The sequence below is a fragment of the Pseudomonas sp. B21-041 genome (assembly GCF_024748675.1).
Lineage (GTDB): Bacteria > Pseudomonadota > Gammaproteobacteria > Pseudomonadales > Pseudomonadaceae > Aquipseudomonas > Aquipseudomonas neuropathica.
The window spans coordinates 4,056,977-4,083,396 of the sequence record NZ_CP087175.1 but is presented as its reverse complement, the minus strand read 5'-3'; the positions used below and the strand labels follow the sequence as shown (position 1 = coordinate 4,083,396).

The following is a 26,420-nucleotide window of genomic DNA, read 5'->3' as shown; positions in this document are numbered from 1 at the left end:
CGGTTTCGCTCTTACAGCGAGTCCCTTTGGCAAACGCCCCAAAGGAACCAAAGGTCTTTGCCCTGACGTTCGGCCCACTCGCTAAAGCTCGGGGTTCCTTCGCTGCGGGATTGATCCGGGCGCAGCGTCTCCGGTTTGCTTCGCTGCACCTACTCCCGCTGTGTTTGGCTTCGCCAAACGGTCGCTGCGCTCCCACGCCCGGATCAAGCCCTCCACTCAGCCTGCCGACGGGCCTTCAGATCAGGATCAAAAGCTGCAGCCGAGCTAACGCTCATCCTGTGAGTGGTGAGGAGCAAAAGCCGCATGCGTTCTGCTGTTGCTCTTCTGTGTGCGAGCCTGCTCGCGAAGGCGGCCTGACAGCCGACCTGTTTTTTGCGGATGTACTCATTCCAATTGTAGGAGCGAGCCTGCTCGCGAAGGCGGCCTGACAGCCGACCTGTTTTTTGCGGATGTACTCATTCCAATTGTAGGAGCGAGCCTGCTCGCGAAGGTGGCCTGACAGCCGACCTGTTTTTTGCGGATGTACTCATTCCAATTGTAGGAGCGAGCCTGCTCGCGAAGGCGGCCTGACAGCCGACCTGTTTTTTGCGGATGTACTCATTCCAATTGTAGGAGCGAGCCTGCTCGCGAAGGTGGCCTGACAGCCGACCTGTTTTTTGCGGATGTACTCATTCCAATTGTAGGAGCGAGCCTGCTCGCGAAGGCGGCCTGACAGCCGACCTGTTTTTTGCGGATGTACTCATTCCAATTGTAGGAGCGAGCCTGCTCGCGAAGGCGACCTGCCAATCGACCCATTTCCCGCAGACCGGAGCTAATTCAGCCGGGCATCCGATCTCATCCGGCTCTTGGAAAACCATGATCCCGAGCTTTGACCGCCACATACAAAGTCAACACCAACAATCCAGCAACAATCCACGGGAATACCCCCACCCCGGGGTTTCCCAGCAACAAACCACCCACCAAGCCCCCTCCAGCTATCCCGACATTCCACAGGGTAACCAGCATCGATTGCGCCGTATCGGCAGCCTCTTTCGCCGTTTTCGCCGAGGCGGTTTGCAGCAGCGATGGCATGGCGCCAAACGCCAGTCCCCAGATGGCGGTGGCTATGTAAATGACGTTGGGCGAGTCGCGCCACAGGCCCAGTGCTATCGCGGACAGCATGAACAACCCGGCACTGATCAACACCAGTTCGCGCAGCCAGCGGTCAATCAGGCTGCCGACGATCCATAAGCTCAACACTGAAGCGAGGCCGAATGCCAGCAGCACGCGGTCGACATTGGCGTCCAGCCCGGACGGTTGCAGGAACGGCGCGATGTAGGTGTACAACAAGTTGTGCGCGACGACGTAGGTGAGGGTGACCAATAACACGGATCGCACGCCAGGCAAGGTCAATACCTGACGCAGTGGCAGGCGGTTTCCCACGCGTTCGCCGGCGAAATCCGGTACTTGCCAGCGTACCCAGATCACCAGCACAACGGTCAGCGCGGTCATGATGGCGAAGCTCAGACGCCAGCCGACCAGGGTGCCGAGCAGGGTGCCTGCGGGTATTCCCAGCGACAGCGCAAGCGGCGCGCCGAGCATGGCCACGGTAATGGCGCGACCTTGCAGGTGTGGGGCGACCATGCGGCTCGCGTATCCCGCCAGCAGTGCCCAAAGCAAACCGGCAAATACCCCGGCGATAAAGCGTGCGATCAGGGTCAGCCAGTACCACTCCGACAGGGCGGTGATGCTGTTGGCGATGGCAAAGCCGCCGATAGCGGACAGCAAAAGTGGTCTGCGGCGCCAGCCGCGGGTGGCGATCGTCAGGGGAATTGCAGCGAGTATCGAACCGATCGCGTAGAGCGTGACCAATTGGCCGATCAGCGCCTGGGAAACGTTCAGGCTGCTGCTCATCTGCGGCAACAGGCCGGCAGGCATGGCTTCAGTCATGACCGTGATGAATCCGGCGGTGGCCAGTGCCAGTAGCGCGCCGAGGGGGAGTCGCTCGCGGCGGTCGACGGGGCGTTCAAGTGTGGGGCAATCGAGTTGTGTGTCGTTCATGAGCCGGCATCCATGTGCAGAGTTGACGAGGAGCACAGGGTAGGGCGCTGCACATCGGCGAAAAACGGGTTAAGGTTCCGAACATATCGGACACGGATGTCAGCAATGGGAGATTGGTATGGATAGCCTGGGCGGTATTTCGGTGTTTGTTCAGGTCGCCGAGACCCGCAGTTTTACCGAAGCTGGTCGGCTGCAAGGGGTGTCATCGTCGGCGGTGGGCAAAAGTATTGCGCGACTGGAAGCGCGACTGGGTGTGCGGCTGTTTCAACGCACCACCCGCAGCGTCACGCTGACCAGTGAAGGTGCGCTGTTTCTTGAGCGGTGTCGCAAGATTCTCGCGGAAGTCGAGGCGGCGGAGTTTGAGTTGTGTGACGCCGCTGCCAAACCCCACGGCAAGTTACGCATCAGCCTGCCGCAGGTGCATGGCCTAGTGATGCCGGTGATGAACGAGTTCATGGCGTTGTACCCGCAGATTGAACTGGATCTGGACTTGACTGATCGCATGGTCGATGTGGTTGAAGAAGGCTTCGACGCGGTGATCCGCACCGGCAAACCACGAGACTCCCGACTGATGGCGCGAGCGTTGGGCGAGTTTCATATGGTGCTAGTGGCCAGTCCGGCGTATCTGGAGCAGCGCGGGGAGCCGCAAAAGCCCGGCGATCTAGCGGCTCACGCGTGCCTTCGGCATACGTTTCATGCCACTGGCAAACTGGAAACCTGGCCGCTGATCCGCGTGGAAGGCGCCGCAGAGGCGACGTTGCCGACACGGTTGGTCAGCACGTCGATTGAGGCGGTGAGCCACGCGGCGCTGGCCGGCATGGGCATTGCCTGTCTGCCGGATTTCATGACCCGGGAGGCCGAGGCTCAAGGCCGTTTGCGTCGCGTGCTTGATACGCATCTGGAACACACCGGACAGTTCTGGGTCCTATGGCCATCCAGTCGCCACGCCACGGCAAAGTTGCGCGTGTTCATCGATCATCTGGCATTGCGACTTTTTCCCGCAACTGAAGGTCGATAGAGTTGTAACTGCTTTAAGACACTAATCCATGCGCCGCCGGGGCGTGATCTGTTGCACAATACGCCCCGGACTGTTTTCTCTCAGGATGTTCAATGTTGATTTCCACTCCCATGCGTGTTGTCGGGTTGGCGCTGTTGTTGACCGCTGTTGCCGGCTGTTCGAAAGACAAGCCGATGTATGAGCATGAGAACTTCGATGACTCCGGTACGTTTTCGCGCAATTACCCGGTGACCGACGCGGTCAGCTGCGAAGCGGCGCGCCGTGCATTGCTCAGCCAGGGCTACATCATCACCAGCAGTGACCCGAAACTGGTCAGTGGCCACAAGAGCTTCCAGCAAACCGGCGACACCCACATGGAGATCAGCTTCAACGTGGTCTGTGCCGATGACGGCAGTGCCGGGCACCATGCGACGATGTTCGCCAACGCCCTGCAGGATCGCTACGCGCTGAAGAAGACCAACAACTCGGCCAGCCTCGGCGTGGGGGTGTTGGGCTCGGTGTCGATGCCGATCGGCTCGTCCGACGATTCGATGGTCAAAGTCGCCAGCGAGACGGTGACGTCGCAGAAGTTTTACGAGCGATTCTTTACGTTGGTGGAATTGTTCCTGCCGGCGGAAGCAAAGAAAGCTGCGCACATTGAAGAGAAGCCGAAGGCTGACCTGGGTGTACCTGAGGCGAAGGCTGCTCCGGCAGCGCTGGCGCCAACGCCAGCGCCGACTCCAACGCCTGCGCCCGCCGCAACCCCTGCGCCTGCAGCGGAGCCCGCTCCCGCACCTGCCGAGACCGCACCCGTGACGTCTGAACCGGTTGCGCCACCGGCAGAGGCCGCGCCGATCACTCCGGCGCCGAGTGCAGAACCGGCACCGGCGACCGAAACCATCACGCCACCGGCCAACCCGGATATCCCGCCGCCATCCGAGCCGATTCCGGCGATGCCTGCGTCCGGCCAATAATCCAACCTCACCGCACACCCTGTGGGAGCGAGCCTGCTCGCGAAGACGGACCTTCAGTCACCTATGTGCTGAAGGGGCCGAGGCCTTCGCGAGCAGGCTCGCTCCCACAGTGGTTTTTGGTGCACTTAAAATCTAGTTACATTCCCCTGACAAAAATCCTGCGATAAATTCCTGACCACCTGCTACGTTTTATTCATGAAGGCCGGGTTTCACTTTTCCTTCATACGAGCACGTTAAGCTCGAGGCACTGGGCATTTGCTCAGGCCCATTCAAGAGAGCAGCAGGGGATTACACGATGGATGAATATCAAGAAGAGCTGCTCGAATACCAGGCCTTTGAACTGGACCCACCCGAGCCAGCCGAAGACGCCACCGAGCTTTAACTTGCAGCTTGCAGCTGCGTTTATGCCGTCTTGCGGTGACTGCGGCGGAATTCGCCGGGCGTCTGACTGCTCCAGCGTTTGAAGGCGCGCTGGAACGCCTCGGCTGAAGCAAAACCCAGCAGGTAGGCGATTTCACCGAATGCCAGTTCGGTATCGCGGATGTAAGTCATCGCCAGGTCCCGGCGAGTGTCATTGAGGATTGCGCGAAACTGCGTGCCTTCCTCGGCCAGTTTGCGCCGCAACGTCCAGGTCGGCAGCTTCAGGCGTGCCGCCACTTCTTCCAGGTCGGGTTCCCGGCCACCATTGAGCAACGGCCCCAACAGTTGAGTGATGCGTTCGCGCAGGCTGCGGGTGCGAGTCAATTGCTCCAGCTCACGTTCACACAATTGCAGCAGATGCCGCCAGGTACTCGGGCAATGCTCGGGATTGCGCTGTGCGAGGCTGTTCAGGCTCAGGCGCAGTTGATTGCCCTCGGCACCGAACTGGATCGGGCAATCCCCCAGCAAGTCGTACGCCTCGCGGTAATCCGGCTCATCGAATTCGATTTCAATGCGTTCGGCGCGCAGCGGTTCGCGGCTGACACTGGAGAGCTGATGCAGCCATCCGGCAATGATCGAGTCCACGACAAAACGGTTATAGGCGTTGTACGGGCTGATCGAATAGAAACGCAGCCACGCGCCATGGGCATCTTCGTGGAAACTGGACTGACCGCGATAGTTGGAACCGTACAACGCCTCGAAACGGATCAGACAGCGCGCGGCTTCTCGCACGGTCGGCGCTTGTGCGGCGGTAACGCCGGCCAGTCCGGCCTGGCTCAGGCGACTGAGCTGACCCATGCGCAAGCCCAGCGCCGGGTCACCGGTCAACTGAATCGCCGCGTGGCCCAGGCGCATATAGCGCGGAATCGACAAACGCGCCCCGGCCTCGGCCAGTCGCGCGGCGTCCAGACCATATTGCTCCAGCAACGGCTGCGGATCCGCCCCATGACTGCGCACGGCGTCGGCGAGGCTGTGAACGAAGCCCACCGACAGGTCCCCGAGGCGCATCGGCAGGGGCTTCATGGCTTACAACCAGATGTTCAACAAACGCGCGCCACGGGCATCGCCATCGGCGAACTGCTGACCGTTGCTGCTGAGGAAACTCTGACCGGCACTGGCCTTGTCCCAGAACTGCCCGCGCAGGAACACACTGATGCCGGCAATCGCTCGACTGCTCGGTGGTTGCGCGGTCAGTGTCAGCCGATGCCAGGCTTGTCCTTCGGTGACTTCACCGGGTTTGAGGCTGACCGACCCCGGTGTGCTTGAACCTTTGTAACCGCGCCATGGCTGATTCCACGCACCTTGACCGAATACCTGCGCCGGTACCGCGATCAATTGTGCGTTTTGCTCGTCGAGTTTGCGGTAATTGTCGGGGTACCAACTGTCGCTGCCAATCAATACGCCAAGGCGTCCGGCCGGGGTGTCGACCACGTTGAGCGCGTGTTTGTCTGCGCTTTCGAGCACTTCGCGCTGATCGAATACCGGGTGCATCTGCCGTTGCGGCTGGCCCAGCGGCACGCCATCGCGGCCGAACACCACGCTGCTGTTGAACAGGGCACCGCTACCGGGTTTGAGCTGGCCATCGCGAACGCTGGGTTCCGGTAATACGATCGAGCCGGCCACCAGGGTCACGTGAAATTCTTTGGCCAGACCACCGAACAGCGCCTGGTAATCCTTGGCCATCGCCTTGGCTTTCATCCGCAGGTACGCGTCGTTGAGGCGGTCGCTGCCGTTGGCGCTGAGCCAGGCGCGGGCGAACAGCAAGGGATTGCTCGCCGCCAGCCAGTTCATCGCCTCGGCGAGGGTCGGGGCCTGATACAGCTCGTCTTTCTCGCCGCTGAGCAGCAGCCAGGTGCCGACGTTCTCCGGCAACACCACGACGGTTTTGTCGTTCAGCAGGCCTTGATCCTGGGCTTGCTGCAGATAGGCTGCGAGTTTGCGGTGCAAGCGCTCGGGGTTTTGATAATCGGTGGGAAACAGCTCGGGCTGGATGCCTAGCAGATTGCCACGATCGGCGGGGATGCCCTGATCGACCGCCACTTTAATGCGTAAGTCCGACAGGTAATGGCCCGCCGGCCGGTCCGCCGCCCACATGGCGTAGGTGGTCAGGGCGGCGACGAGGGCCATGGAGAAGAACAGGTACAAAAGTTTGCGCATGAAAACCAACAGCTACCGGGTACAGGGTATGGCGACTAGGGTAGGGCCCATGGACCTGATTGCCAAGGGGTGCTGCGCATTTGGATCAATAAGTTGTCAGTTACGGTCATTGAGTGACAGCGATGCGCCTCTTAGTCTGTCGAACATGACTGACGGGAGCCGCAGAGCGCCCGCAACTTTTCCGTGATCGCTCGTTGTGGAGTTACCGATGACCGCCGCTCATTACCCGCACCTGTTGGCCCCGCTGGACCTGGGATTCACCACGCTGCGCAACCGCACCTTGATGGGTTCGATGCACACCGGTTTGGAAGAAAAACCGGGCGGTTTCGAGCGCATGGCGGCGTACTTCGCCGAACGTGCCCGTGGCGGCGTTGGCCTGATGGTCACTGGCGGTATCGGCCCGAACGACGAGGGCGGCGTGTACTCCGGGGCGGCCAAGCTGACCACCGAGGAAGAAGCGCTCAAGCACCGCATCGTCACCCGCGCGGTGCACGACGCGGGCGGCAAGATCTGCATGCAGATCCTCCACGCCGGGCGTTATGCCTACAGCCCGAAACAAGTCGCGCCGAGCGCGATTCAGGCACCAATCAACCCGTTCAAGCCCAAAGAGCTGGACGAGGAAGGCATCGAGAAGCAGATCAGCGATTTCGTCACCTGTTCGGTATTGGCGCAGACCGCCGAATACGACGGCGTCGAGATCATGGGCTCGGAAGGTTATTTCATTAACCAGTTCCTCGCCGCGCACACCAACCACCGCACCGACCGCTGGGGCGGCAGCTACGAAAACCGTATGCGCCTGCCGGTGGAAATCGTTCGTCGCGTGCGTGAAGCGGTCGGCCCGAACTTCATCATCATTTTCCGTCTGTCGATGCTCGACCTGGTCGAGGGCGGCAGCACCTGGGACGAGATCGTCACCCTGGCCAAAGCCATCGAGCAGGCCGGCGCAACCATCATCAACACCGGCATCGGCTGGCACGAAGCGCGGATCCCGACCATCGCCACCAAAGTGCCGCGTGCGGCATTCAGCAAGGTCACGGCCAAGCTGCGCGGTTCGGTGAAGATTCCGCTGATCACCACCAACCGCATCAACACCCCGGAAATCGCCGAGCAGATTCTGGCTGAAGGCGATGCCGATATGGTCTCGATGGCGCGGCCGTTCCTCGCCGATCCGGACTTCGTCAACAAGGCCGCTGAAGGCCGCGCTGACGAAATCAACACCTGCATCGGTTGCAATCAGGCGTGCCTCGATCACACCTTCGGCGGCAAGCTGACCAGTTGCCTGGTCAACCCGCGTGCCTGCCACGAAACCGAACTCAATTATCTGCCGGTGCAGCAGATCAAGAAAATCGCTGTGGTTGGCGCCGGCCCTGCCGGTTTGTCCGCCGCGACCGTGGCGGCTGAGCGTGGCCATCAGGTGACGTTGTTCGATTCGGCCAGCGAAATCGGCGGTCAGTTCAACATCGCCAAACGCGTGCCGGGCAAGGAAGAATTCTTCGAAACCCTGCGCTACTTCAAACGCAAGTTGCAGACCACGAATGTCGAGGTGTGCCTGAACACCCGCGTCGATGTCGCGAAACTGGTGGAAGGCGGTTACGACGAGATCATCCTCGCCACTGGCATTGCACCGCGCGTGCCGGCAATTCCGGGTGTCGAGAATGCCAAGGTGCTGAGCTACCTGGACGTGATCCTTGAGCGCAAGCCGGTCGGTAAACGCGTAGCGGTGATTGGCGCCGGTGGTATCGGTTTCGACGTCTCGGAATTCCTCGTTCACCAAGGCGTGGCCACCAGCCAGGATCGCGCCGCGTTCTGGAAAGAGTGGGGCATCGATACGCAACTGGAGGCCCGTGGGGGTGTGGCCGGGATCAAAGCCGCACCGCACGCGCCGGCCCGCGAAGTGTTTCTGTTGCAGCGCAAGAAAACCAAGGTCGGTGATGGTCTGGGTAAAACCACTGGCTGGATTCACCGTACCGGTCTGAAGAACAAGCAGGTGCAAATGCTCAACAGCGTTGAATACCTGAGCATCGATGACCAAGGCCTGCATATCCGCATCGGTGAAACCGGCGAGCCGCAAGTGCTGGCGGTGGACAACATCGTGATTTGCGCGGGGCAGGATCCGCTGCGTGAATTGCATGACGGTCTGGTGGAAGCGGGGCAGAACGTGCACCTGATCGGCGGTGCGGATGTCGCGGCTGAGCTGGATGCCAAACGCGCGATCAACCAAGGCTCGCGCCTCGCTGCTGAACTTTAAGCTCCACCGCTGAACCTGTGGGAGCGAGCCTGCTCGCGAAAACGGTGTGTCAACCGATGCAAATGTCGATTGATACGACGCCTTCGCGAGCAGGCTCGCTCCCACAGGTTTTGTGTCATTTACACATACAGTGAGCCTGCTCGCGATGGCGGCTTGTGAGCGACTAGAATGCTGGCTCTGTCCAGATCGAATCGTCGCCCATGCTTTTGCCTCCCACCGATTGGCTACCCCAAGCCCCTCTCGAACACCTTCACCTCGACTGGCTCGCAACCGCCGGCATTGAAATGGCCATCCTGCGCCTCGACCAGATCGACCCGCTGATCAGCGGCAACAAATGGTTCAAACTCGTCGAACACCTCAAAGCCGCCGACCGTATGGGTGCCGAGGGCATCATCAGTCTCGGTGGTGCGCATTCCAATCATCTGCACGCGTTGGCAGCGGCGGGGCAACGGCTCGGGTTCAAAACCGTGGGGCTGTTGCGCGGGCATGCGCAGGAAACTCCCACGGTGCTGGATCTGCAGGCGTGCGGCATGCAATTGCATTGGTTGGGTTATGACGGTTATCGCGCGCGCAACGAGCCGGGATTCTGGCAACCCTGGCACGAGCAATACCCCAATCTGCAAGCGGTTCCCGAGGGTGGAGGTGGACTTGCAGGGGCGCTCGGTTGTGCAGCCATCAAGGAACAGGCGCAAGCGCAATTGCCTACGCTGGGCTGGAGCGACTATCACGGTTGGTGGCTGGCCTGCGGCACCGGGACGACACTCGCCGGACTGATCCTCGCCGAGGCGGGTGCGCACCGAGTCTATGGCGCGTTGGCAGTCCCTGAGGATCACGGCGTGGCGCCGCAGGTCGAGTCGATTATGCGGTCAGCTGGACTGGCCACTGCCGACTATGAGTTGATCGATGCCAGCCGTGGCGGTTTTGCCAAGGTTGATCCGCTGCTGCTCGCGTTCATTGACCAGACTCAGCAGGCCAGCGGCGTCCCACTGGAGCCGTTGTACACCGGCAAGGCGTTGCTGGCACTCAAGCAACAGGTCGAGGCAGGCAGGTTCGCGCCCGGCACGCGGCTGATCTTCATCCACACCGGAGGCTTGCAGGGCCGGCGTGGGTTTAGCGCCAGCCGCTGATATTCAGCCGCGCTTGGGCATCATCCGCAGCAGCGTGTTATCGCCCACCACATAGTGGTGATAAATCCCCGCCAGTGCATGCAGGCCGATCAACCAGTAGCCGATCGTGGCAATCAGCACATGCCAGCCCTCAACCTGCTTGGCGAAATCTTTATTTTCCGCGACCAACAGCGGCAGGTCAAAACCATAGAACATCACCTGATGTCCTTCGGCGCTGGTGATCAGCCAGCCCAGGATCGGCATGCTGATCATGAACAGGTACAACGCCCAGTGCATCAGCCGCGCCAGCACGGTTTGCCATTGCGGTGAGGCGGGGAAGATTTTTGGCGCCGGACCAATGCTGCGCGCGAGCAGGCGAAACCACACCAGCACAAACACGGTCAGGCCGAGCATGTAATGCACTTCGCGGATCAGCGTGCGCCCGCCACTGCCTTTGGGAAACAGACCGCGCAACTCCATGCTGGCGTACACCAGCACCAACAGGACCAGCATCAGCCAGTGCAACAGGACCGAGACGGTGCTGTAGCGGGATTCGGAACTTGTCCACGGCATACGGTGTTTCCTCACAGATCAGGGTTCAAACCTGCCGTTCTTGGCCGACGGCATGCTTTAACTGTAATCCGCTTTGGCGGATTTGCCTGAGGCTGATCGGACTTTCAATGCTCTGAGTCAGGGCTTGCCAATAAAAAACGCCAGCGTCGTGCAGACACTGGCGTTTTTCTTTGCAGCAAGCGGCAGGGATCAGCTCGATTGCGGCATTTCACCGTTGGCCAGACGCTTGTTGATGTCGGCGATGACTTCCGGCAAATCGGTAATGGTGTCGATCATGTAATGCGGGCGCGAGCCTTCGAACAGCGCGTGAATGCGTTTGCGCTCGCTGGCCAGTTCATCGCTGCCCAAGGCACGGAACCCTTCGTAGTCCAGACCCAACGCGTTGCCTGAGCAGATCAGCGCCACGGTCCACATTCCGGCGCGGCGGCCTTCGAGAATGCCCGGCACGGTGTCGTCGATCTTCACGCACGCTGCGACATCGTCGATGCCCAGCGCGATCACGTTGGCCAGCGCCTGAGCCGGCCACGGACGGCCATTTGGCACTTCGTCGGTGGCAACCACGTGGTCGGCGACGTAGCCGTTGGTGGCGGCCAGCTCGACGACCTTGTCCATCACCTGCTTCGGGTAGCCGGAACAGGAGCCGATCTTGATGCCTTGCTGACGCAGATTGGCGATGGTTTCCAGTGCGCCGGGAATCAGCGCCGAGTGTTCGGCGATCTTCTCGATCTGCAGCGGCATGAAGCGGTTGTAGATGGCGGTGACGTCATCGTCGGTCGGCGTGCGGCCGAACGCCTTGCGATAACGCTCGGCCACTTGCGGCTGATCGCAGAGGGTGCGGATGTGGTCCCACTTGCCCATGCCCATCGGGCCACGCGCTTCTTCGATGGAGACCTGCACGTCGAACTCGGCGAAGGCTTCGACGAAGATCTGCGTCGGCGCGAACGAGCCGAAATCGACCACGGTGCCGGCCCAGTCGAGGATCGCGGCTTGCAGCTTGTTTGGGTTGACGTAGTTCATGGCAATCAAATTCCTGAGTTGGCAATGCAATTCAAATGTAGGAGTGAGCCTGCTCGCGATAGCGGTTGATCATTCAACATCTTCGTCGACTGGCACGGCCTCATCGCGAGCAGGCTCACTCCTACAGGGGGATTTTTGGTGTGGCTTAGATTTCTAACACTTCCATCTCGCGCAGCACTTCGCCGATCGCGGCAACGGCCTGGCGCATTTCGCCCGGACTGACGTGACCGATGCAGCCGACGCGGAAGGTCTCGACCTGAGTCAATTTGCCCGGATAAAGGATGTAACCCTTGGCTTTCACGCGTTCGTAGAAATCCTTGAACTGGTAGCGCGGATCTTGCGGCGCATGGAACGTAGCAATGATCGGCGCCTGAATTGCCGCCGGCAGGAAGCTGCGCAAACCGAGTTTGCCCATCTCGTCCATCAGCGCCTGGCAGTTGGCGGCATAACGCGCATGGCGTGCCGGCAGGCCACCTTCTTCGTTGTATTGCAGCAGCGCTTCATGCAGCGCCGCGACCACGTGGGTCGGCGGGGTGAAGCGCCATTGACCGGTTTTCATCATGTAAGCGTGCTGGTCGTACAGGTCCATCGCCAGCGAGTGCGAATTGCCAGCGGCTGCGGCCAAAGACTCTTTGCGAGCGAAGACAAAACCCATCCCCGGCACGCCTTCCAGGCATTTGCCGGAAGCGGCGATCAGCGCGTCGAACGGCACTTTCTGCGCGTCCACCGGCAGAGCGCCAAAGGAACTCATGGCGTCGATGATCAGGCGTTTGCCGTGTTGCTCAACGACCTGGGCAATCTCCGGCAGCGGATTGAGAATCCCGGTGCTGGTTTCGCAGTGGATCAGGGCGACGTGGGTAATATTGCTGTCGGCGCGCAGCAAGCGGTCGACGTCGGCGGCGGTGGTCGGTTCATCTTCAGCGGTTTCGAAGGTGCTGAACGAGCGGCCGAGCACTTCGCAAATCTTCGCCAGACGCTTGCCGTAGGCGCCGTTGATCAGCACCAGGACTTTGCCGTCACGCGGCACCAATGTGCCGATTGCCGCTTCAACAGCGAAGGTGCCGCTGCCCTGCAATGGCACACAGTGGTGAGTGGCGGCGCCGTTGAGGATCGCCAGCAGTTGTTCGCAAAGGCTGGCAGTCAGTTGATTGAAGCGGTCATCCCATGACCCCCAGTCGACCATCATCGCCTGGCGGGTGCGGGCCGAAGTGGTCAACGGGCCGGGAGTGAGCAGGATGGGTTCGGCAATACTCATTCGTGTGTCCTCGGATAGCGCTGTGGGATGAAGCTACGGGGCATACGTTGCAATTCGCCGTTGCATCAATCAAATTGTTTGTTGTTATGCCAGCCATCAGTGAGAGTTATCCATGAACCTGTTCCAGCTCCGCGCCTTCGACGCCGTGGCCCGTGAAGGCAGCTTCACCCGTGCCGCCGCGCGCTTGTTCATCAGTCAGCCGGCGGTTACCGGGCACATCAAGGCGCTGGAAGAGCACTACCAGATCACCCTGTTGCGGCGCACCGCGCGACGGGTGGAACTGACCGAGGAGGGCACCAAACTCGCGGCGATCACCCGCGCGATGTTCGGCCTGGCGGAAGAGGCGCAGACGATGCTCGAGGCCAACCGGCAATTACTCACCGGGCGACTGGAAGTGGCGGCGGACGGGCCGCACATGGTCATGCCAATGTTGGCGAGCCTGCGCGCGCGGTATCCGGGAATTACGGTGAACCTGCGCTTGGGCAATGCCCAGGAAACCCTCGCTGCATTGTTGTCGGAACACGCCGATGTGGCGGTGTTGACCGAAGTGGAGCCGCGCAAAGGCCTGCACCTGCAGGCATTGAGCGAATCACGGATTTGCGCGTTGGTGCCGGCAGGGCACCCGTGGGCGATGCGCGCCGGGGAAGTGAAACTCAAGGATCTGGATCAGGTGATCATGGTGCTGCGCGAACCGAGTTCGATCACCCGGCGTACATTTGATGAGGCCTGTGCGCAGGCGTCGATCCATCCTCGCGTGTTGCTGGAACTGGACAGCCGTGAGGCGGTGACCGAAGCGGTGGCGGCCGAGTTGGGCGTTGGCGTGGTGTCATCGGTGGAGGTCAGCCATGATCCGCGGGTGGTGGCGATTCCGATTGTCGGGGACGGGCTGGTCAATCGGCACATGATCGGCTGCATGGAGCGGCGGCGGGAGTTGCGCTTGATTCAGGCGTTCTTTGGCCTGGCGCCAACCGCCCCGTGATCGTTCCCACGCTCTGCGTGGGAATGCAGCCCGGGACGCTCTGCGTCCCATCCAAAGCCGAACGCGGAGCGTCCGTTGAGGCGTTTCCACGCAGAGCGTGGGAACGATCAGGAACCGGGGAGGCTGTCGCGGACCATATCGAGGAAGGTCGCCACCACCCGTCGATTGCTTTGCTCGCGCAAACACACCAGCGTCTCCGTCAACCGTCGGGTGCAGTCGACAATCGGCAACGCACACACCCGCGAGTCCGCACCAAACTCCGCGGCCGACACCACGCCAACGCCAATCCCGACCACCACCGCCTCACGCGCCGCTTCCCGGCCCTCGACCTGAATCGCCGGACGAATGCGAAATCCGGCCCGGGCCATTTCCTCTTCCAGCGTCTGCCGCGTTACCGAACCGTGTTCACGCAACACCAGCGGCGTGTCATCCAGGTCTGCCAGGCAGATCGATTCACGCTCGGCCCACGGATGATGGCGCGACACGAACGCGACCATCGGATCATTGCGCAGCGGCACACACAGCAAGCGTTCATCACTGACATCGCGGCCAAGCAACGCCAGATCGGCCTGATAGTTGAACAGGCGAAATAACGATTCATCGGTGTTGCCGGTCTCGATCTTCACGCTGATTCCCGGATAGCGCTCACAGAAGCGCGCGATCTGCGGCAGCACGTGGACCGGCGCATCCACTGCCAGAATCAGGCTGCCGGTCTGCAGGGCCTGGGATTCCTGCAACAGTTCCTGTGCTTCGGCTTCAATCACAAACAGGCGCTGGGTGATCGCCAGCAAGCGTTCGCCCAAGTCAGTCAGGCGTACGGAACGTTTATTGCGGTGAAACAGCAAAACGCCGAAACGCTCTTCGAGTTTGCGCACTTGGTCGGATATCGCCGGTTGCGTGAGAAAAAGGCGCTCGGCGGCTTTGGTGAAGCTTCCATGCACGGCCACGGCGTGGAAGGCTTTGAGTTGGGCGTGGGACACCGACATGAAGTCACCTGATCGCTTAGTCAGTAACAAGCTGAGCTTATGTGTGAAATACGATAAATCGATTTTATTTATTAAACAGTAATTGCTTTGATCGGCTCACGCCATCGCTGACTGCCCGCTCGGGCCGCACGGTAGCCATGAGCCTGTGCGTGCAACAACAGGACTCATCTGACCGATATCGCCACAGGGACGGGGTGATATCGCAGTGCTCAACAATAAAAACACAGGCGTTTTTCTTAACGATTCTGCCGGCACACTCACACCCTGAGGTCAGAACCACCATGAACAAGCACATCGGCACCATTGCGCGTTGGCGCGTGCAGATTTTCGCGATTACCTGGCTTGCGTACGCCGCTTTCTATTTCACCCGCAAAGCGTTTTCGGTGGCCAAACTGGGCATCGCCGAAGACCCTACCTTCATGCTCGACAAGATGGCCATGGCCAACCTCGATGCGATTTATCTGGCGGCTTATGCCCTCGGCCAGTTCACTTGGGGCATGCTCGCTGACCGCTTTGGCCCACGGGTCGTGGTGCTCGGCGGCTTGCTGATTTCCGCCGCAGCGGCGCTGGTGATGGGCAGTTACGCGACGTTGCCGATCTTCGCCACCTGCATGTTGATACAGGGGTTGGCGCAGTCCACTGGATGGTCGGGGCTGTGCAAAAACCTCGGCAGTTTTTTCCCTTCCCAACAACGCGGGCGAGTGCTCGGATTATGGAGTTCCTGCTACGCGTTTGGTGGTCTGGTAGCGTCGCCGTTCGCCGGCTGGTGGGCGTATACGTTGATGGGCACCTGGCACGCGGCGTTCATTTCCAGTGCGGTGGTGGTTGCCGTTGTGGCGGTGTTGTTCTTTATCTTCCAGCGCAACAAGCCGGAAGACGTCGGCTTGCCGGCGGTCGAGCCGGAGCCTGAACTGACGGCGGAAGAAACCGAAGCCAACAGCAAACTCAGCGTCTGGGAGCCCTTGAAGGAAATCCTGCGTAACCGCACGGTGCTGGTATTGGGCCTGGCGTATTTCATGTTGAAACCGGCGCGTTACGCGATTCTGTTGTGGGGCCCGGTGATTGTCTTTGAACAGATGCCCAGTGTCGGCAAGGTCGGCGCGGCGATCATTCCCACCTCATTCGAACTGGCCGGGTTGCTCGGGCCGATCCTCATCGGTCTGGCTTCGGACAAACTCTTCGGCGCCCGTCGGATGCCGGCCTGCGTGTTGAGCCTGTTGGCGTTGACCGTGACGCTGGCGCTGTTTATGGCCGCGTTGCACACCGGCAGTGTGTTGCTGGTGGTCGCGCTGCTGTTCGTCATGGGCCTGACTTTGTATGGGCCGGACTCGATGATCAGCGGTGCCGCCGCGATCGACTTCGGCAAAGCCAAGGCCGGCGCCACGGCGGCCGGTTTCGTCAACGGCTGCGGCTCGGTTGGCGCGGTGCTCGGCGGTTTGCTGCCGGGTTACTTCGACTCGGTGACGGTGTTTATCGTCTTCGCCGGTTGCGCGCTGTTCTCGGCGCTGGTGCTGATTCCGCACTGGAACAGCCGCCCGGTTGGCGTGATGGAACCGCGCGCCTCTATCCCCAATTGCCCGCTGACGATCAAACCCCTGCGTTCCTGAAACCCTTGCCTCGTGGCCTGCTGCGACGCTCGCGGCAGGCTGGGTCGTGGCCATCTGACTTGGAGAAACCCCATGAGACCGTTTTGGCTGGAGCAGGCCTTGCAGGCCGACACCTCGCAAACCTGCCCGCCGTTGCAAGGCGAAGTCCGCGCCGATGTGTGCATCGTCGGCGGCGGGTATACCGGGTTGTGGACGGCGATCATGCTCAAGCAACAAAACCCCGAACTCGATGTCTTGCTGATCGAAGCGGACATCTGCGGCGCCGGTGCCAGTGGGCGCAATGGCGGATGTGCACTGTCGTGGTCGGCGAAGTATTTCACCCTTGAACGCTTGTTTGGCGTAGAGGAAGCGGTGCGCCTGGTCAAGGAATCGGAGCGCAGTATCCACGCGATCGGCGAGTTCTGTGAGCAGTACGGCGTCGATGCCGATTATCGGCTCGACGGCACGCTATATACCGCGACCAACCGCGCGCAGGTCGGTTCGACCGATGCAGTGATTGCCGCACTCGAGCGCAACGGTATCAACTCGTTCACCCAGCGTCCGCTGGCCGATGTGCAGCGCATGGCCGGTTCGAGCAAGCATCTGGAAGGCTGGTTCTCGCCGGCGGCGGCCAGTGTGCAACCGGGCAAACTGGTGCGTGGCTTGCGTCGCGTGGCGTTGCAGTTGGGTGTGAATATTTACGAAAGCACGGCGATGACCGGGCTGGAAGAAGGGCGCCCGGCGCGCCTGCAAACACCGAACGGCAGTATTGTTGCCGATCGCGTAGTGCTGGCGATGAATGCGTGGATGGCCCGTGCCTTTCCACAGTTCGAACGCAGCGTGGCGATTGTTTCCAGCGACATGCTGATCACCGAGCCGCGCCCGGATCTGTTACAGCAGATCGGCCTGACCAGCGGGGTCACTGTGCTCGATTCGCGGATTTTCGTGCACTACTACCACAACACCCCGGACGGCCGAATCATGCTCGGCAAGGGCGGTAACACCTTCGCGTTTGGCGGACGAATGCTGCCGGTCTTCGATCAGCCATCGCCTTATGCCGGCCTGCTGAAAAATAGCCTCGCCGACTTCTTCCCGGCGTTTGCCGATGTCAAAGTCGATGCCACCTGGAACGGCCCGTCGGATCGCTCGGTCACCGGTTTGCCGTTCTTCGGCCAGATGAGCAGCGCCGGCAATGTGTTTTACGGCTTCGGCTATTCCGGCAGCGGCGTCGGCCCGTGCCACATGGGCGGGCAGATTCTTGCTTCGTTGGTGCAGGGCCTGGACAACCCGTGGACCCGTTCGCCGCTGGTCAACGGGCCGCTGGGTTATTTCCCGCCGGAGCCAATCCGCTACCTCGGTTCGTTGATGGTGCGCAACGCCATCCGCCGCAAGGAACGCGCCGAGGATCACGGGCGGCGTCCTCGGCATCTGGATGTGCGCCTGGCGAAATTCGCTGCGGCGGCGGGCAAGGCTGACAAAGCCTGAAGCACGGCGTGTTGATGTAGGAGCTGCCGCAGGCTGCGATCTTTCGATCTTGTTTTTAAGATCAAAATCAAAAGATCGCAGCCTGCGGCAACTCTTACAAAGGGATCAGCGTGCGCCGCTGTCGAGTAGCCAGTCGAGTAATAGGCTGTCACGTGCGGGTGGTTCGCGAGGTGTGGGCTTACGTGAGTTGCCCAGACACAGAATCGGCCGGTCGGGGTCGCTGTCAAGGAAACTCACCCACACTTCGCTGCCGGCGCAGGGCAGTTCCTCCCGTGCCACTCGGCCATTGGCGCGAGTCATGGCGATGGGCAGCCAGATCGCCTCGTCATCAAGGGTTTGCAGATGTTCCGAGGGCCACAGCCTGACGGCGACCCGACCCTGTTCATCGAGCTGCGCCGGTTGCCCGGCAGGTCCCAGCACCAGCGCCAGGTGATAACCGGCAATGCCTGGACGCGGTTGGTTGAGCGCCGGGCGAAAATCGCTTGACCAGGGCTGGGCGGTAAAATCGTTTTCGTAGCGGTACAGGGGTGGGGTCGAGTCAAGAATCGACGGATGTTGCCCGTGATGACGTATCGAGGTGAGCCGCCATTGTTCGTTGAAGTGGCTGATCGGATGCGCCGACACTTGCAGCAGTTGTCCACTGAGCAAGCCGATCCGGTCGCTGCGGCCGTTGATCGTGCGATGCTGGCAGCGTTGCCGTTCCAGATGTCGACGGCTGCGTTGTTCGTGGTGTCGTTGTTCGAGGGAAGATGCCTGCGGCAAGGGATTTGCCGTGATGTGGTTGGCGGCCTCGTCGCTGATCGCCCGCTGCCCTCGGTTACGCACGGCATGCAGCGTGGCGACGGGCGCGGCGTGATGATGCTGGTACAGCGAAGCGATGCAGGGTGAAGGCGTTTGCTCACAGGCCTTGAACGGAACCAGTACCGGCGTTTGCGGCAGACTGAGGCTGTCATCGGCAAACACGACAACGTGTCCGTCCATCCGGTGTTCGAAGTGGTAGTGAATGCCTTCCTCCTCGCAAAGCCTGTGCAGCAGCGCCAGATCGCTTTCTTCGTACTGGATGCAAAAAGGCCGGATCGGGTAGCGGCCGACAGTCATTTCAATCCGGTAGCCGTCAGCGGGCAGGGCGTTTTCCGTGAGCAACTGCTGGAGAATCTGCGGCACACTCTGTTGCACGAACACTCTCCGTTTGCTCGGCTGAGCCAGCCTGTGCAAGCGCGGCACGACCGTCACGCGATAGCCGATCCGGTGCGTACCGCGATGTTCGCAACTGGCACTGTCGATCACGCCGTGGATTCCATGATGGTCGTCCAGACGCAGAAAGGCCCGTTGGTGCAGGAATGTGCCCGGCGCCACGGCGGGGGCCAAACCGATCAGTTCGATATCGAAACGGTAGGGCTGGTTGAGCGCTTCCTCGCCGTGAAAGCGCACCACTGGCAGGCACAGACCGCTGTCGTTCAGGGTCAGGGTAAAAGGACTTTCCTTGTCATTGAGCATTCGAACGGGCTCTGTCAGGCAATACGGGCCTGAGAGGGTACGAAACCGCAGCGTTGAATGGTCATGTCAAAGGCGTTTTTCAGAATTCCCCTACAAGCTCTGGTGAAGATGTCGATTCCACATTGCGTTTTTTTGGTCGATTGCCGACTTTAGGCCGTATAAACTTGGCGCCACGCGTCGGCCAATAGATGTCTCGGCGCCACAGATCAAGAGAGTGAGTAATGGGCGCACAGTGGAAGGTTAAACACAAAGAAGCGGCATCCAACGCCAAGGGCAAGATCTTCGGCAAACTGGTGAAGGAAATCACCATCGCTGCCCGCAACGGTGCCGATACCGCCACCAACGCACACCTGCGTCTGGTGGTCGAACAGGCCAAGAAAGCCTCGATGCCAAAAGAAACCCTCGATCGCGCGATCAAGAAAGGCGCCGGTCTGCTGGGTGAAACCGTGCAATACCATCGTGTGACCTACGAAGGGTTCGCCCCGCACCAGGTGCCGCTGATCGTCGAGTGCGTGACCGACAACATCAACCGTACCGTCGCCGAAATCCGCGTGGCGTTCCGTAAAGGCCAACTGGGGGCTTCCGGCTCCGTGGCCTGGGACTTCAACCACGTCGGCATGATCGAAGCCTCGCCGGACACCCCGGACGCCGATCCGGAAATGGCCGCGATCGAAGCCGGTGCTCAGGATTTCGAGCCGGGCGAAGACGGCGCAACGCTGTTCCTGACCGACCCTACCGACCTGGATTCGGTGCAGAAAGCGTTGCCAGAGCAGGGTTTCACCGTGCTGTCGGCCAAGCTCGGCTACCAGCCGAAGAACCCGGTCAGCGGCTTGAGTGACGAGCAGATGGCTGAAGTTGAAGCGTTCCTCGAAGGCCTCGACAACCATGATGACGTGCAGGACATGTTTGTTGGCCTGGCGGGCTGATCTGTTTCGTCAGTGATGGCCTCATCGCGGGCAAGCCCGCTCCCACAGGTTCAGAGGTGTCCACACATTTTGTGAACGACCCGGACACTGTGGGAGCGGGCTTGCCCGCGATTGACTGCGCAGCAGTCAGCTTTCCTGCAACACCGCAATAACTTCAGCAAACCCCGGCCGCGCCAGCACATCCGCCTGACAGCAACGCCGCTCCAGCTCTTCAAGCACCGCACGCTGCTCATCACTCAACCCCGAGTCGATGCGCGCCAGCAATTCCCCCAGCAAAACCCCGAACGCACGCACTTCGATGCGTTGCAACGCGCGCGTTTCCGCCGTATCGGCAATAGCATGGAACGACGCCCCGCCAAAATCCCCGAGCAGGCAATCGCCGCGCTCGTTCAACAGAATGTTGTGCCCGTACAGATCGCCGTGGGTGATGCCTTGCCGGTGCAAGTGTTTGGCTGCCGAAGCGATGCCTTTGGCAATGTTCAGCGCGACCTCGGCACTGAACCGACAGTCGTCGGCATAAACATCTCGCGAGCAGGACGCCAGGCTCGGCAGATCAGCGAGGTTGCGGAAAGACGGATCGATCAACTGCATCACCAATCCTTGCTGGTCGTCGGGATGGCCGCTGATGCGACCCTCGACGCGGATCAGATTGGGATGCAGGCCAGCAGTGATGCAGGCATTCATTTCGTGCAGTGGCGAACCGTCGCTGGTCATTTCACCTTTGTACAACTTCACCGCAACCGGTATCACCGAACCATCGTCGCGTTGCCAGTTCGCCCGGGAAATCACCCCCGAGGCGCCTTCACCCAAGCGTTGCTCCAGACTTAGCGCAGACCAGGGGATCTGTGCCGTCGCCTCGAGCGCGGCAGCGTCTGCCTCGGTCTCCAGCGGGTTACCGGCGTAGGCCAGCCAGGTCAGACTCGGCAGCGCGAGCAGCCACTGCGGCAGCTCGGTCAGGCGGTTGGCGGAGACGCGCAGCAACTCCAGTCGATGGCAGTTGCTCAGCGAGGGGGGCAGCGTTTGCAGACGGTTGCCCGAGAGCATGAGTTTTTGCAGGGCAGGGCGCTCGCCAAGTTCGCTCGGCAGGCTTTCGATGCAGTTGTCGGTCAGGATCAGCCAGCGCAGCTGAGGCGGCAGGGCGGCACCGGGTACGTTGACGATGCGATTGGCCCTGAAGCCGACCATCGTCAGGGCCGCGCACTGGCCGAGGCAGGCGGGCAGTTCGGTGAAGGTGTTATCGGAGCAGAACAACACGCGCAGGCGAGTCAGGCGATGCAAGTCGTCCGGCAGGCTGCTCAATTGGTTGCCGCTGAGGTTGAGGATTTCCAGGGTGTCGGCCAGATCGAAAATCTCGCGCGGGAATTCGGTCAGGCCACAAGACAGATCCAGTCGAGTGATGCCCGACAACTCGCCGGCGCGCAATTGAGCAAGGGTGTGCATGTTTGGTGTTCGCTATTGATCAGGGGCGCGCCGCTGGGGCGCCGGGAATGGCCGACATGATAACGGCAATACCCTGATTTGAAATTGGCTAGGTGGCGAAACTTCAGATGCCCTTGGTGGGAGCGAGCCTGCTCGCGAAGGCGGAGTGTCAGAAGCTGATGTTTTGACTGATAGGGCGCTTTCGCGAGCAGGCTCGCTCCCACAGGGGAGTGGCGTGCTCAGATCGTCCCGTGCACTTCCTGCAACTGCCCCAACCGACTGCGCGTGCGCGCCAGGTCAATGGCATTGCCATCCAGGCTAGCGCACAAGGGCAAACGACCGAGTAGCGTCAGGTGCTTGTCCTGGTCGTACAGCACGTCGATCAGGTTGATGAAGCGTTGTTGCGCGGCGATCGAGCACTCCGCCAGTTCCGGCAGACCATCGATGATCCAGCGGTCGAAACGGCGACACAGTTCCAGGTAATCCATCACCGCCGTTGGCTGTTCGCACAGATCGTTGAAGGTAAAACCGACCCGCCGCTTCTCAAAAAACCGCGCCTGAAACTGCCGGGTGCCGACCGTTAGCGCAACGGCCGGTGCCTCTGCAGGGGGCAGATCCAGGGCCGTGCGTTGTGCTGGCGTGGCCGGCCACACGTAATGTCCCTGGGTGAATATCTGGTGTGCAGAGTGACGCGTCTGGCTGCGGTAATCGTGCGGGCCGCCGACTTCCATCACCTGCATGTGCGTATTGATCAGTTCGATCACCGGTTTGAAGCGGGCGTGATAAAGCGGATTGGGCAGCAAACCTTCAGGCGCATAGTTGGAGGTCACCAGCAGCAGAATCCGTCGTTTGAACAACGCCTTGAACAGCCGGGTGATAAGCATGGCATCGCCGATGTCATGCACATGAAACTCGTCGAAACACAGCACCCGACAATCTTGCAGCAGTTCGTCGAGAGTCACTTCGAGGGCATCGTCCTGCAGGCGATGGCTGAACATGCCCTGATGCAATTGCGCGAAAAACTGATGGAAATGCAGGCGTCGTTTCTGGGTGATCGGCAGCGCCTGAAAGAAGCCGTCGAGCAGCCAGCTCTTGCCACGTCCGACGGCGCCGAACAGATACAGGCTTGGCGCGGTTCGGCCACTGGCGGCCAACAGCAGACTGGCCTGCTGCGCCATGCACTCGATGACGCGCTGCTGGCTGTGGCTGAGGGTGTAGCCCTGACCGCTGGCCTTGTGTCGGAAGTAATCGCGGATCGACTGGGCACTGGCGTCATGCCCGGCGCCGGCCGGCAAACCCTTGCCGAACCAGCGGTGCAACGCCGGCCAGCGCTGGATCAGTCGCGATCGTTTCGGCGGGTGGGCAGGCACTGTCGGCGTCTCCGTATTCGTCAAAACCGGCTCCCGGGAGCGCGGCGATGTAGTGTAACCAGACGCCGAGATGACCAGCCACCGCGACGTGTCGACAATGGGCGGTTATTGAACAAATTTGTGCGGCACGTACAGCAATTTTTAGCGACATGGCTCGCCCCGTTGCCAATCTTTCGAAACATATCCCGGCCGATCCATGGATCCAATCGACTGGCGGAATCGTCGACCGTTGCTAACCTCAATCACAGAAACGACGTCGCAAGCGATCACTGACAAGGAATGGCGCAGTGAATGTATATGGGGTCATGGGGCTGTTGGGTGTGCTCACTGCGCCTGCCTATTCGGCGGATCTTCAGGTCGAAGTGCGCGTCGATGTGCAACGCGGCTGCCAGTTGATCGGCCAGCAGCGGCAGGCTGGCATCGAGCAATTGGGTGTGCTTGATTTCGGCAGCACCGCGCGCCTCGATGACCCGGCCGGGCCTTTGGCAGCGGCGCTGACCAATCAACGCCTGCCACGGCTGGAGTGTAATCCGGACACGCCGTACCAGATGCGCGTCGACGGCGGTTTGCATGGCGGTGTCGGCGAAGTCCGTTACATGGCCGGTTCGGTCGGCAGCAAACCGATTCCGTACCGCTTGTATCAGGACGCGGCGCGCCGGGTGCCGCTGGTGGTGGATGTTCCGGTCAGTGGGCGGGTGCCGGACAGCGGCACGGTGGAGTTGCCACTGTACGCGCGGATCGAGCGCCTGGCTGAAGTGCCGCAGGTCAGCCGTTATTCGGATTTGGTCAAGGTGACGGTCACCTGGTGAGCGTGGTTTCAAGGCAGCCGCTGGACGTGGGTGCGCAAGGAAGGCGTTCGATGATGAGCGCGGTGATCGAGTCAGCGTAAAGGAGCAGGGACGGGCGCAATGACAGGCAAACACTGGATGGTGGTGGCGGCAGGTACGCTGGCATTGCTCGCAGACGAGGCGCAAGCGGCGGTCAGCGGGCAGATCAATGCGCGGCTGATCCTGATTGCCGGCTGCGAAGTCACCAATACCAGCACACCCGACAGTCCGCTCAGCGCCCTCGGCACCCTCGACTTCGGCCTTCAGGGGCCCACCTGGAATGCACCGATCAAGGCCAGTCTGGACGGCGACAGCAGCGGCAAACTCAACGTCGCCTGCAATCCCTCGGTCACTGGTTTCACCGTCACCATCGACGGCGGCACCCACGGTGACGGCAATACCCGGCGCCTGAGCAACGGCCGCCAGACTCTTCCTTATCAGCTGTTTGTCGATCCCTCCGGTGCCCGGAGTTACAGCATCGGCCAGCAACACAATTTCGCTGTCACCAGCGGTGCGCAGATACCCATTCCGGTATTTGGCTCGGTGGTGGCGAATACCCGTGCGGTACCGGCAGGAGTCTATACCGACACCCTGACGGTGACGCTCGACTGGTAACCCCGTAGAGGACGGACACCATGCGTATGTTTGCATCAAGGATAGGTTTGTCGTTGCTTGGCCTGGCGCTGGCTTCCGGTGCCAACGCCGCCACCACGGTCACTGGCCAGATCACCTCCAGCCTGATTCTGATCAGCAGCTGTCAGGTCAACGGCGCTGGCGGTTCCACCGGGCTGAACTTCGGTGCGTTGAACTTCGGCACTGCCAACAGCCTGTTCACTACCGCCACCGGGCAGGTGTTGGGCGGGGGCGGCGGGGCGTTGTCGATTCTCTGCTCCAGCGGCACCACGCCGACGGTCAAGGTGCGCGCCGGTTCCCATGACGGCATGTCACCGGGCGGCACACGGGCGCTGTATGACGGCGTTGCCAATTATGTGCCGTACGACTTGTACACCGATGCCGGGCACTCGCAACTGCTGGCGATTGACGGGACGATCAACCTCGCGGCCAGTACTGGTGTCGCGCAGACAGTGAACATCTACGGTCAGGCGGTCGGCAAGGCCGGTTTGCCGGCGGGGACGTACACCGACACTGTCGCCGTAGAACTGACGTTCTGATGCCATGCGCCGCCATGGCTGTGCCGCGCTGCTCCTGCTCTGCGCAGGCAGTGCGCCGCTGCCGCTGACCGCAGCAACGAGCCAAAGCTTTCAGGTCAGTGCCACGGTCACTGCCGGGTGTCTGGTGGTGGGCGGGGTGTCGAACTATGGCGGGCTGAATTTCGGTTCGCGTTCGGCACTGGCCACCGGCACCTTGCAGGTCGCGCTGACGGGTGGGGTGCAATTGCAATGCACGCCGGGCGTGACGCTGAACATGAGCGTTGATGGCGGCCAGTACAACAACAGCGGCCGGCACATGCAGGTCAACAGCGGCAGTGCGCGGGTGGCGTATGCGCTGTTTAGCGATGCGGCATACAGCCAGAGCCTGGGCATCGGCCAGAGTGTGGCGGTGGCCTACAGCGATGCGAACAACATCAGCCTGCCGATTTACGGTCAGGTGCAATTGCCGGGCAATCAGCCTGGGGGGACGTACAGCGACGTGTTGCAGGTGCAACTGTCGTGGTAAGGCGAAGTTGAATGGCCGACAAGGAGCAGGTTTATGGGGTCAGTTACGTCACGGCATTCGTTCGTGCGCTGTGCGATGTGGACGCTGGTCATGCTTGGGGCAAGTCAGGCACACGCGGCGAGTTCGGTGCTGATCTGGCCGATCGATCCGGTGCTGGAGGCTGATCAGCAGGCCAGTGCGCTGTGGCTGGAGAATCGCGGCAGTGAAACCGCCAATCTGCAGATCCGCGTGTTTGGCTGGAGCCAGAGTGGTTTCGCCGAGCAATACCAGAACCAGCGCGACGTGATCGGCAGCCCGCCGGTGGCGAAAATCGAGCCGGGACAGAAACAATTGGTGCGTCTGACCCGAACCAAGGAAGTGCCACCGGGGCAGGAACTGGCCTATCGGATCATCATTGACGAAATTCCTTCCGCACAACCCGCGACCGCTGACGGAGGCAAAACCGCCGCAGCGATCCGCTTCCAGATGCGTTATTCGGTGCCGCTGTTTGCCTATGGCGCCGGGCTGTGGAGCAAGGAAGACAGCAGCCGCGCGCGTGATCCCAAGGGTGTCGGCCTGCCGCAATTGAGCTGGCGCACGGTGGCCGTGGACGGCCGGCCCTATGTGGAAGTGCGTAATCAGGGCGCGGTGCATGCGCGACTGACTGACGTGGCAATCAAACAGGCGGGGCAGAGCAGACCGCTTGCCGAAGGGCTGCTGGGGTACGTGCTGCCGGGGGCGGTAATGCGGTGGCCGGCACCGGGGCCGTTGGCCGGTGATTCGGCGTTGCAGGTGCGGGTGAACGGCGCGCCGCAGGTGCAGAGCATTACACCTGCCAAGTGAGTGAGTCGTAGCGCAGTTATCTGACGTCGGCTAAAGCGGTATCAGGGAGGATTCAGTCC

23 protein-coding genes are annotated in these 26,420 nt (G+C 61.1%); 13 read left to right on the top strand and 10 right to left on the bottom strand.

Annotated features, from left to right (window positions below; all coding sequences use genetic code 11):
* Positions 1 to 834 precede the first annotated feature (834 nt).
* Positions 835 to 2,040 (bottom strand): MFS transporter, encoded by a 1,206-nt coding sequence (locus tag LOY43_RS17950; protein ID WP_220556522.1) that lies wholly within the window; start codon positions 2,038 to 2,040, stop codon positions 835 to 837.
* Between the two features lie 118 nt (positions 2,041 to 2,158).
* On the opposite strand from LOY43_RS17950, the gene LOY43_RS17945 reads away from it, so the two are divergent.
* Together LOY43_RS17945 and LOY43_RS17940 are read left to right on the top strand one after the other, a co-directional pair.
* Positions 2,159 to 3,058: a LysR family transcriptional regulator gene (locus tag LOY43_RS17945; RefSeq protein ID WP_095050813.1), complete on the top strand. Its 900-nt coding sequence runs from the start codon at positions 2,159 to 2,161 to the stop codon at positions 3,056 to 3,058.
* Positions 3,059 to 3,150: 92 nt separating this feature from the next.
* Positions 3,151 to 4,011, top strand: a complete 861-nt coding sequence (locus tag LOY43_RS17940; protein ID WP_095050812.1) for a DUF2242 domain-containing protein — start codon at positions 3,151 to 3,153, stop codon at positions 4,009 to 4,011.
* A 402-nt stretch (positions 4,012 to 4,413) separates the two neighbouring features.
* Here the strand turns inward: LOY43_RS17940 and LOY43_RS17935 are convergent, their stop codons facing one another.
* Together LOY43_RS17935 and LOY43_RS17930 are read right to left on the bottom strand one after the other, a co-directional pair.
* Complete coding sequence (locus tag LOY43_RS17935) at positions 4,414 to 5,454, bottom strand: AraC family transcriptional regulator (RefSeq protein WP_095050811.1); 1,041 nt, start codon at positions 5,452 to 5,454, stop codon at positions 4,414 to 4,416.
* 3 nt (positions 5,455 to 5,457) lie between these two features.
* Positions 5,458 to 6,588: a carbon-nitrogen hydrolase family protein gene (locus LOY43_RS17930; RefSeq protein WP_095124452.1), complete on the bottom strand. Its 1,131-nt coding sequence runs from the start codon at positions 6,586 to 6,588 to the stop codon at positions 5,458 to 5,460.
* Between the two features lie 208 nt (positions 6,589 to 6,796).
* Here LOY43_RS17930 and LOY43_RS17925 point away from each other — a divergent pair, with 208 nt between their 5' ends.
* Together LOY43_RS17925 and LOY43_RS17920 are read left to right on the top strand one after the other, a co-directional pair.
* Positions 6,797 to 8,836 (top strand): NADPH-dependent 2,4-dienoyl-CoA reductase, encoded by a 2,040-nt coding sequence (locus tag LOY43_RS17925; RefSeq protein ID WP_093434064.1) that lies wholly within the window; start codon positions 6,797 to 6,799, stop codon positions 8,834 to 8,836.
* 200 nt (positions 8,837 to 9,036) lie between these two features.
* Positions 9,037 to 9,963, top strand: a complete 927-nt coding sequence (locus LOY43_RS17920) for a 1-aminocyclopropane-1-carboxylate deaminase/D-cysteine desulfhydrase (RefSeq protein ID WP_258708490.1) — start codon at positions 9,037 to 9,039, stop codon at positions 9,961 to 9,963.
* A 3-nt stretch (positions 9,964 to 9,966) separates the two neighbouring features.
* Here LOY43_RS17920 and LOY43_RS17915 read toward each other — a convergent pair whose 3' ends face one another.
* The 3 genes from LOY43_RS17915 to LOY43_RS17905 form a co-directional block, all read right to left on the bottom strand.
* Positions 9,967 to 10,515 (bottom strand): cytochrome b, encoded by a 549-nt coding sequence (locus LOY43_RS17915; RefSeq protein ID WP_095050808.1) that lies wholly within the window; start codon positions 10,513 to 10,515, stop codon positions 9,967 to 9,969.
* A 189-nt stretch (positions 10,516 to 10,704) separates the two neighbouring features.
* A complete protein-coding gene (phnX, locus tag LOY43_RS17910; protein WP_095050807.1) occupies positions 10,705 to 11,532 on the bottom strand; it encodes a phosphonoacetaldehyde hydrolase in 828 nt (275 codons plus the stop codon).
* Between the two features lie 145 nt (positions 11,533 to 11,677).
* Positions 11,678 to 12,787 (bottom strand): 2-aminoethylphosphonate--pyruvate transaminase, encoded by a 1,110-nt coding sequence (locus LOY43_RS17905; RefSeq protein WP_095050806.1) that lies wholly within the window; start codon positions 12,785 to 12,787, stop codon positions 11,678 to 11,680.
* A 112-nt stretch (positions 12,788 to 12,899) separates the two neighbouring features.
* Between LOY43_RS17905 and LOY43_RS17900 the strand changes: the two genes are divergently transcribed.
* Positions 12,900 to 13,766: a LysR substrate-binding domain-containing protein gene (locus LOY43_RS17900; protein WP_095050805.1), complete on the top strand. Its 867-nt coding sequence runs from the start codon at positions 12,900 to 12,902 to the stop codon at positions 13,764 to 13,766.
* A gap of 107 nt (positions 13,767 to 13,873) precedes the next feature.
* On the opposite strand, the gene LOY43_RS17895 is transcribed toward LOY43_RS17900, so the two are convergent.
* Entirely contained in the window at positions 13,874 to 14,752 is an 879-nt protein-coding gene (locus tag LOY43_RS17895; protein WP_095050804.1) for a LysR family transcriptional regulator, read from the bottom strand.
* Positions 14,753 to 15,033: 281 nt separating this feature from the next.
* On the opposite strand from LOY43_RS17895, the gene LOY43_RS17890 reads away from it, so the two are divergent.
* Both LOY43_RS17890 and LOY43_RS17885 read left to right on the top strand, forming a co-directional pair.
* Positions 15,034 to 16,359 (top strand): MFS transporter, encoded by a 1,326-nt coding sequence (locus LOY43_RS17890; RefSeq protein ID WP_095050803.1) that lies wholly within the window; start codon positions 15,034 to 15,036, stop codon positions 16,357 to 16,359.
* Positions 16,360 to 16,431: 72 nt separating this feature from the next.
* Positions 16,432 to 17,823: an FAD-dependent oxidoreductase gene (locus LOY43_RS17885; RefSeq protein ID WP_095050802.1), complete on the top strand. Its 1,392-nt coding sequence runs from the start codon at positions 16,432 to 16,434 to the stop codon at positions 17,821 to 17,823.
* A gap of 105 nt (positions 17,824 to 17,928) precedes the next feature.
* Here LOY43_RS17885 and LOY43_RS17880 read toward each other — a convergent pair whose 3' ends face one another.
* On the bottom strand, positions 17,929 to 19,320 hold the full coding sequence (locus LOY43_RS17880; protein WP_258708489.1) for a type VI secretion system Vgr family protein: 1,392 nt from the start codon (positions 19,318 to 19,320) through the stop codon (positions 17,929 to 17,931).
* A 221-nt stretch (positions 19,321 to 19,541) separates the two neighbouring features.
* On the opposite strand from LOY43_RS17880, the gene LOY43_RS17875 reads away from it, so the two are divergent.
* Positions 19,542 to 20,246, top strand: a complete 705-nt coding sequence (locus LOY43_RS17875; protein WP_016983911.1) for a YebC/PmpR family DNA-binding transcriptional regulator — start codon at positions 19,542 to 19,544, stop codon at positions 20,244 to 20,246.
* 126 nt (positions 20,247 to 20,372) lie between these two features.
* Here the strand turns inward: LOY43_RS17875 and LOY43_RS17870 are convergent, their stop codons facing one another.
* Both LOY43_RS17870 and zapE read right to left on the bottom strand, forming a co-directional pair.
* Entirely contained in the window at positions 20,373 to 21,686 is a 1,314-nt protein-coding gene (locus tag LOY43_RS17870) for a leucine-rich repeat-containing protein kinase family protein (protein WP_095050800.1), read from the bottom strand.
* A 218-nt stretch (positions 21,687 to 21,904) separates the two neighbouring features.
* Positions 21,905 to 23,035, bottom strand: coding sequence for a cell division protein ZapE (zapE, locus tag LOY43_RS17865; RefSeq protein ID WP_095050799.1), 1,131 nt, complete (start codon positions 23,033 to 23,035; stop codon positions 21,905 to 21,907).
* A 305-nt stretch (positions 23,036 to 23,340) separates the two neighbouring features.
* Between zapE and LOY43_RS17860 the strand changes: the two genes are divergently transcribed.
* The 5 genes from LOY43_RS17860 (at position 23,341) to LOY43_RS17840 (ending at position 26,361) form a co-directional block, all read left to right on the top strand.
* Positions 23,341 to 23,844, top strand: a complete 504-nt coding sequence (locus LOY43_RS17860) for a spore coat U domain-containing protein (RefSeq protein ID WP_176471249.1) — start codon at positions 23,341 to 23,343, stop codon at positions 23,842 to 23,844.
* A gap of 99 nt (positions 23,845 to 23,943) precedes the next feature.
* Positions 23,944 to 24,477 (top strand): spore coat U domain-containing protein, encoded by a 534-nt coding sequence (locus tag LOY43_RS17855; protein ID WP_095050797.1) that lies wholly within the window; start codon positions 23,944 to 23,946, stop codon positions 24,475 to 24,477.
* A gap of 20 nt (positions 24,478 to 24,497) precedes the next feature.
* The gene (locus LOY43_RS17850) at positions 24,498 to 25,034 is read left to right on the top strand and encodes a spore coat U domain-containing protein (protein ID WP_095124457.1); all 537 of its coding nucleotides are present in this window, start codon (positions 24,498 to 24,500) and stop codon (positions 25,032 to 25,034) included.
* Positions 25,035 to 25,038: 4 nt separating this feature from the next.
* Positions 25,039 to 25,539 (top strand): spore coat U domain-containing protein, encoded by a 501-nt coding sequence (locus tag LOY43_RS17845; protein ID WP_258708488.1) that lies wholly within the window; start codon positions 25,039 to 25,041, stop codon positions 25,537 to 25,539.
* Between the two features lie 33 nt (positions 25,540 to 25,572).
* Positions 25,573 to 26,361: a molecular chaperone gene (locus tag LOY43_RS17840; RefSeq protein ID WP_095124459.1), complete on the top strand. Its 789-nt coding sequence runs from the start codon at positions 25,573 to 25,575 to the stop codon at positions 26,359 to 26,361.
* Positions 26,362 to 26,420: the final 59 nt, after the last annotated feature.